Here is a 4,430-nt window from a genome sequence, read left to right on the forward strand (position 1 = left end):
CCACCGCACCGCCCACCACGCCGCCGCCGACCACCCCGCCGCCGGACCCGGGCGGTAAGAAGGTGGTCGGCTACTTCGCCGAGTGGGGCGTATACGGCCGCAACTACCACGTCAAGAACATCCACACCAGCGGCTCCGCCGCCAAGCTGACCCACATCCTGTACGCGTTTGGCAACACCACCGGCGGGCGCTGCACCATCGGCGACAGCTACGCCGACTACGAGAAGGCGTACACCGCGGCGGACAGTGTGGACGGCGTCGCGGACACCTGGGACCAGCCCCTGCGCGGCAGCTTCAACCAGCTGCGCAAGCTCAAGAAGATGTACCCGCACCTGAAGGTGATCTGGTCCTTCGGTGGCTGGACCTGGTCCGGTGGCTTTACCCAGGCCGCGCAGAACCCGGCCGCGTTCGCCGACAGCTGCCACCGACTGGTCGAGGACCCGCGCTGGGCGGACGTCTTCGACGGCATCGACGTCGACTGGGAATACCCGAACGCCTGCGGCCTCACCTGTGACTCCAGCGGCCCGAACGCCTTCAAGAACGTGGTGAGCGCGCTGCGGACCAGGTTCGGCTCGTCGGCGCTGGTCACCGCCGCGATCACCGCGGACGGTAGCAACGGCGGCAAGATCGACGCCACCGACTACGCCGGCGCCGCGCCGCACCTCAACTGGATCATGCCGATGACGTACGACTACTTCGGCGCCTTCAACGCGCAGGGCCCCACCGCCCCGCACTCCCCGCTCTACTCCTACGCCGGCATCCCGCAGCAGGGCTTCTGGTCCGACGCGGCCATCCAGAAGCTCAAGAGCAAGGGCATCCCCGCCAGCAAGCTGCTGCTCGGCGTCGGCTTCTACGGCCGGGGCTGGACCGGGGTGACCCAGACCGCGCCGGGCGGCACCGCCACCGGGCCGGCCCCGGGCACCTACGAGCAGGGCATCGAGGACTACAAGGTGCTCAAGAACACCTGCCCGGCGACCAGCACCATCGCCGGCACGGCGTACGCCAAGTGCGGCAGCAACTGGTGGAGCTACGACACCCCGTCCACCATCAACGGCAAGATGACGTACGCGAAGAACCAGGGCCTCGGTGGCGCCTTCTTCTGGGAGCTCTCCGGTGATACCGGCAACGGTGAGCTGATCGGTGCCATCAAGGGCGGTCTCGGCTGACGCCGTAGGCTGACGCATCACCCACACGGCGGGGAGGGACCACGTACCGGTCCCTCCCCGCCCGGCGTGCGTCGCCGGTCAGCCGCCACCCGGCTGGTCCCGGGGCGCGACGGGTCGACATGCAGGCCGGTCGATGTGACAGACTCGCCGCTCAACGGGGCTCGATGTCCACGGCGACTGGTCCAGTGACGGAGGTGCCGATGCGCGCGACGCAGCGGAGGGTGGCGGGAACCGCCGTCCTGCTGGTGACCCTGCCGTCCGCCCTGCTCGGCTGCGGGATCGGCGAGCAGGACGAGGCGACGAAGCCGGGGCGGGCGCCCGCCGAGGAGGCGACCGCGAAGTCGCGGGAGCGGGTGCAGGCGTACCTCGACGCGATGGCCGCCAAGGACGTGGCGGCCGGCCGCAGCCAGCTCTGCGCACCCCTCCAGGAGAGCTTCGACGCCGCCGCGACCGGGCCGAACGGCGACTTCGCCGACCACTTCGAGGCGCCGCAGGCCCAGATCACCGACATCCGCCCGGGCGCGCGGGGCCAGGAGGTCAGCGCCTCCGTCTCGATCACGGTCGGTTCGCGCCGGACGACGCGGCCGTTGCTGTTCACCGTCACCCGCGACGGTGCCGACTGGTGCATCTCCGGCGAGGCACCCGGCGGGAACACCCCGGCCCCGGCCGCCACGCCCTGACCGGCTCCGGTGAGGGAACTCTCACCTGCCGGAACCGTCCCCCTCGCCGCTCGGCCGCCCCCTCGGTCGCCGTACGCTTTCTGTCATGCGCCAAGAGTGGCATCAACTGAGCCATCCCGCCGTGGGCAGCCCGGGTCTGCAGACCAGCCGTCCGACCGTCGACTCCGCCGAGGACGCCGCCCTCGGCCTGGACCGCTGGCGGGAGCTGCCCCGCGCGCAGACCCCGCCGTGGCCGGACCCGGCCAAGGTCGCCGAGGTCTGCAAGGTTCTCGACACGGCGCCGTCGGTGGTGGCGCCGTACGAGGTCGACCAGCTCCGGCAGCGGCTCGCGCTGGTCTGCGAGGGCAAGGCGTTCCTGCTCCAGGGCGGCGACTGCGCGGAGACCTTCGCCGACAACACCGAGAGCCACCTGCTGGCAAACGCCCGCACCCTGCTGCAGATGGCGATCGTGCTCACCTACGGCGCCTCGCTGCCGGTGGTCAAGGTCGCCCGGGTCGCCGGGCAGTACACCAAGCCCCGGTCACTGCCGACCGACGCGCGGGGCCTGCCGGCCTACCGCGGCGACATGATCAACTCGCTGGAGGCCACGCCGGAGGCCCGGGTCGCCGACCCGCAGCGGATGATCCGGGCGTACGCCAACTCCGCCGCCGCGATGAACATGCTCCGGGCGTACCTCGCCGGCGGGCTGGCCGACCTGCACGCCGTGCACGACTGGAACAAGGGCTTCGTCCGCAACTCCCCGGCCGGTGAGCGTTACGAGGCCATCGCCCGGGAGATCGACCGCGCGCTGGCCTTCATCCGGGCCTGCGGGATGACCGACGACGAGGCGCTGCGCACCGTCACCCTGTACTGCTCGCACGAGGCGCTGGCCCTGGAGTACGACCGGGCTCTCACCCGGGTCTCCGACAACCGGGCGTACGGGCTGTCCGGGCACTTCCTCTGGATCGGAGAGCGCACCCGGCACATCGACGGCGCGCACATCGACTTCATCTCCCGGATCGCCAACCCGATCGGGGTCAAGCTCGGCCCGACCACCACCCCCGACGAGGCGATCGAGCTCTGCGAGAAGCTCAACCCGGACAACATCCCCGGCCGGCTGACCCTGATCAGCCGGATGGGCAACCACCGGGTCCGCGACACCCTGCCGCCGATCGTGGCCAAGGTCACCGCGGCCGGCGCCAAGGTGGTTTGGCAGTGCGACCCGATGCACGGCAACACGCACGAGTCGTCCAACGGCTACAAGACCCGGCACTTCGACCGCATCGTCGACGAGGTGCTGGGCTACTTCGAGGTGCACCGGAGCCTGGACACCCACCCCGGTGGCCTGCACGTCGAACTCACCGGCGAGGACGTCACCGAGTGCCTCGGCGGCGCCCAGGGCATCGAGGACCTCGACCTGCCCGACCGGTACGAGACCGCCTGCGACCCGCGGCTGAACACCCAGCAGTCGCTGGAGCTGGCCTTCCTGGTGGCGGAGATGCTTCGTGGCTGATTCCCCTGCGAGCGCGAGGAGTGAGCTTGTGAGCCCCGCGGTCGCGCGCGAGGACATGATCGTCGACCTGCGCTCGGACACCGTGACCCGGCCCACCGCCGGGATGCGGGAGGCGATGGTCACCGCCCAGGTCGGCGACGACGTCTATGGCGAGGACCCAACCGTCAACGCGCTGGAGGCCGAGGTCGCGGCGCTGTTCGGGCACGAGGCGGCGCTGTTCGCCCCGTCCGGGTCGATGGCCAACCAGATCGCCCTGCAACTGCTGGTGCCGCCCGCGCACGAGCTGCTCTGCGACGCCGACGCGCACGTCGTGACGTACGAGATCGGGGCCGCCGCCGCGTACGGTGGCATCTCCTCGCGGACCTGGCCGGCGGTCGGCGCGGAGATCGACCCGGACGCGGTCGCCGCCATGATCCGTCCGGACGGCTACTGGGCGGTGCCCACCCGGGCGATCGCCGTGGAGCAGACCCACAACCGGGGCGGCGGCGGGGTGATCCCGCTGGCCACCCTGCGCGAGTTGCGTCGGGTCGCCGACGACGCGCAGGTGGCGCTGCACTGCGACGGCGCCCGGATCTGGCACGCACACGTCGCCGACGGGGTGCCGCTGGCCGAGTACGGCGCCCTCTTCGACACCCTGTCGGTCTGCCTCTCCAAAGGGCTCGGCGCGCCGGTCGGCTCGCTGGTCGTCGGCAGCGCCGACAAGATCGACCGGGCCCGGTTCATCCGCAAGCGGATGGGTGGCGGGATGCGGCAGGCCGGCATTCTCGCCGCGGCCGGCCGGTACGCCCTCGCGCACCACGTCGACCGGCTCGCCGCCGATCATGCCAGGGCGGCCCGGCTCGCCGAGGCGATCGCCCCGTTCGGGGTGCTGGCCACCCCGGTGCGCACCAACCTGGTGCCGCTGGACCTGACCAAGGCGCCGCTGGACGCGCACGCCCTGGCCGCCGCCGCCCGTGCGGAGGGGGTGCTGGTCTCGGTGCTCGGCCCGCGCACCGCCCGCCTGGTCACCCACATGGACGTCGACGACGCCGGTATCGACCGGGCGATCGCCGTCCTCACCCACATCCTCCGCGCCTGACTGACCCCCGGCCC

The 4,430-nt window shown here is 71.9% G+C and carries 4 protein-coding genes; all 4 read left to right on the forward strand.

The genetic code is table 11. The features are described from left to right. Positions 1–1,166, forward strand: a 1,166-nt coding sequence (locus C1I99_RS29665; protein ID WP_111137486.1) for a glycoside hydrolase family 18 protein, incomplete at its 5' end; no start/stop codon positions are given. A 200-nt stretch (positions 1,167–1,366) separates the two neighbouring features. Beyond that, positions 1,367–1,846: a hypothetical protein gene (locus C1I99_RS29670; RefSeq protein WP_111137488.1), complete on the forward strand. Its 480-nt coding sequence runs from the start codon at positions 1,367–1,369 to the stop codon at positions 1,844–1,846. 85 nt (positions 1,847–1,931) lie between these two features. Beyond that, positions 1,932–3,338, forward strand: coding sequence for a class II 3-deoxy-7-phosphoheptulonate synthase (locus C1I99_RS29675; protein ID WP_111137487.1), 1,407 nt, complete (start codon positions 1,932–1,934; stop codon positions 3,336–3,338). A 55-nt stretch (positions 3,339–3,393) separates the two neighbouring features. Continuing rightward, positions 3,394–4,416 carry a threonine aldolase family protein gene (locus C1I99_RS29680; protein ID WP_111137489.1) on the forward strand — a complete coding sequence of 341 codons (1,023 nt, stop codon included), beginning with the start codon at positions 3,394–3,396 and terminating at the stop codon, positions 4,414–4,416. The last annotated feature ends 14 nt before the right edge of the window (positions 4,417–4,430 follow it).

Origin of the sequence: Micromonospora deserti, assembly GCF_003236335.1 — a bacterium.
Classification (GTDB): Bacteria; Actinomycetota; Actinomycetes; order Mycobacteriales; family Micromonosporaceae; genus Micromonospora; species Micromonospora deserti.

Bases quoted from the DNA above. Each gene is read 5' to 3' on its own strand.
- C1I99_RS29670 (WP_111137488.1), top strand. From the start codon at position 1,367: ATGCGCGCGACGCAGCGGAGGGTGGCGGGAACCGCCGTCCTGCTGGTG.
- C1I99_RS29675 (WP_111137487.1), top strand. From the start codon at position 1,932: ATGCGCCAAGAGTGGCATCAACTGAGCCATCCCGCCGTGGGCAGCCCG.
- C1I99_RS29680 (WP_111137489.1), top strand. From the start codon at position 3,394: ATGATCGTCGACCTGCGCTCGGACACCGTGACCCGGCCCACCGCCGGG.